We start from the raw sequence: 1,989 nt of genomic DNA, 5'->3' as shown, positions 1-1,989 counted from the left end.
GTGCAGGCGTGCGCAGAGGTACCCGCTCGACGGCTCTGCCTACGGCATGGGGCCGCTCAGGTGGCAGTCACCTGGGCGGCCCCATGAGCGGCGAACACTCAGCCGTTCGACCCCGCCGGGGTCGTCGTGGTGGTGAAGCCCTCGGTCTTGTTGGCCGTGATGGCGAATTCGTTGGTGAACGTCGTACCGAGCTTCACCGACGAGGTCGCGTGGCCGACCTGTTCCTCCGTCGCAAGAACCGTCTTCGGGCCGCCGGCCGGCATGATGCCGTCCGGGAGGAACTGACCCTTGTCCTGGGTCAGGGCCTTGATGTAGTCGGCCTTGGTCACCAGCTGGTTCTGCACGTACGACTGCGGCAGCTTGTTCGCGATGTCGGTCGCGCTGTGCGTGTTGATCCAGTGCATGGTGGCCACGAGCGCGTTGACGACCTTTTGCACCGCGTCCTTGTGCGAGTTCACCCAGTCGGTACGGGCGATGACACTCGCGGCCGGCCAGGCGCCGCCCATCGCCGCCTTGGCGCCCTCCGTGGTAGCCAGGTCGATCGCCGAGGCGCCCACACCCTTCTTCTCGATCGCGGCGACCGTCGGCTGAGTCGTCATGACGCAGGCGGCCTTGCCGTTCTGGAGCGCGGCGACCGCGGTGGAGCCCGCGCCGACCGCGATCCGGTTGAAGTCCTTGGTCTTGACGTTCTTCTGCGCGGCCAGGAACTGGGTGAGCGTGTCGGTGCCCGAACCGAGGTCGGTGACACCGAGAGTCTTGCCCTTGAAGTCGGCGGCCGACTTGACGCCGCTCTTCGTCGTACACATCTCCCGCTCGCCCGGCGCGCCGGACAGCTGGACGACGTCCTCGACCGCCTTCCCCTTCACCTGGAAGTCGATCGTGTGCTGGTACCAGGCGCCGGACATGTCCACCTGCCCCGAGGCCATGGCGTCCTCAGCGCCGACACCGCCGTCCTGCTCGGAGCTCAGCTCGACGTTGACGCCGTACTTCTTGTAGAAGCCGAGCTGCTGGGCGAGCTGGTACGGCAGGTAGATCTGCTTGTCGAGGCCGCCGGCCATGAGCTTGACGGTGGGCGTGCCGCCCGAGCCGCTGGTCTTGGCGGTGCTGCTGGAGTTGCTGGAACAGGCGCTGACGGCTCCCAGGGCGAGAACGGTGAGGAGAGACGCGGCGACAGCGGCGGGTCGTCTGGACATGGCTGACCACATTCCTTTGCTGGGGTTGAGCGGAGGGAGGGAAGAGCAGAGGGGACGGAGAGGGGCGGCGTCAGAGGGAGCTAGCCTCGGACGGCGCCGGCGGGCGCCAGGACAGCAGCTGGTGTTCGAGCTTGCCGATCAGCCACTCGGCGCCGAGCACGATGATCGAGATGACGAGCATTGTCGCGAACACGCCGTTGGGGTCGAAGTTGTTCTGCGCGGTCTTGATCACCAGGCCGAGACCGCTCTGCGCGCCGAGCACCTCGCCGACCAGCGCGCCGACGATGGCGAAGCCGAAGGCGCTGTGCAGGCTGGCGATGATCCAGGTGAGCGCGGAGGGCACGATCACGTGCCGGATGATCTGCATTTGCGAGGCGCCGAGCACCTTGGCGTTGGCGAGGATGTTGCGGTCGACCTCACGGACGCCCTGGAAGGCGTTGAAGAAGACGATGAAGAACACCAGCACCGCGGCGAGCAGGATCTTGGGCAGTACGCCGATGCCGAACGCGACGATGAAGATCGAGCCGAGGACGATACGCGGGATCGCGTTGACCATCTTGATGTAGGGACCGAGCACGTCCGCGAGGAAGCGGCTCTGGCCCAGCGCGACGCCGAAGACCACTCCGGTGGCGGCCCCGAGGGCGAAGCCGACGAGCGCCTCCTGGATCGTGGTCCAGACGTTCGCGTAGAAGGATCCGAACTCGGTGCCGTTCTGCAAGAGGTCGACCAGCCGCTTGGCGATGCCGGACGGCTGCCCGAAGAAGAACGGGTCGACGATCCCCCAGGTGGTGAACGC

General features: G+C 66.8%; 2 protein-coding genes. Both read right to left on the bottom strand.

Translation table 11 applies throughout. The annotated features are described in order from the left end of the window. Positions 1-98 precede the first annotated feature (98 nt). The gene (locus ACWFR4_RS48575) at positions 99-1,193 is read right to left on the bottom strand and encodes an ABC transporter substrate-binding protein (protein WP_453658367.1); all 1,095 of its coding nucleotides are present in this window, start codon (positions 1,191-1,193) and stop codon (positions 99-101) included. A 70-nt stretch (positions 1,194-1,263) separates the two neighbouring features. Beyond that, positions 1,264-1,989: ABC transporter permease (locus tag ACWFR4_RS48570; protein ID WP_453658365.1), on the bottom strand; the 726-nt coding region annotated here is incomplete at its 5' end.

Source organism: Streptomyces sp. NPDC055140 (assembly GCF_053607285.1).
Note: the sequence above shows the minus strand (reverse complement) of the source record. Positions and strands in the feature narration are given on the sequence as shown.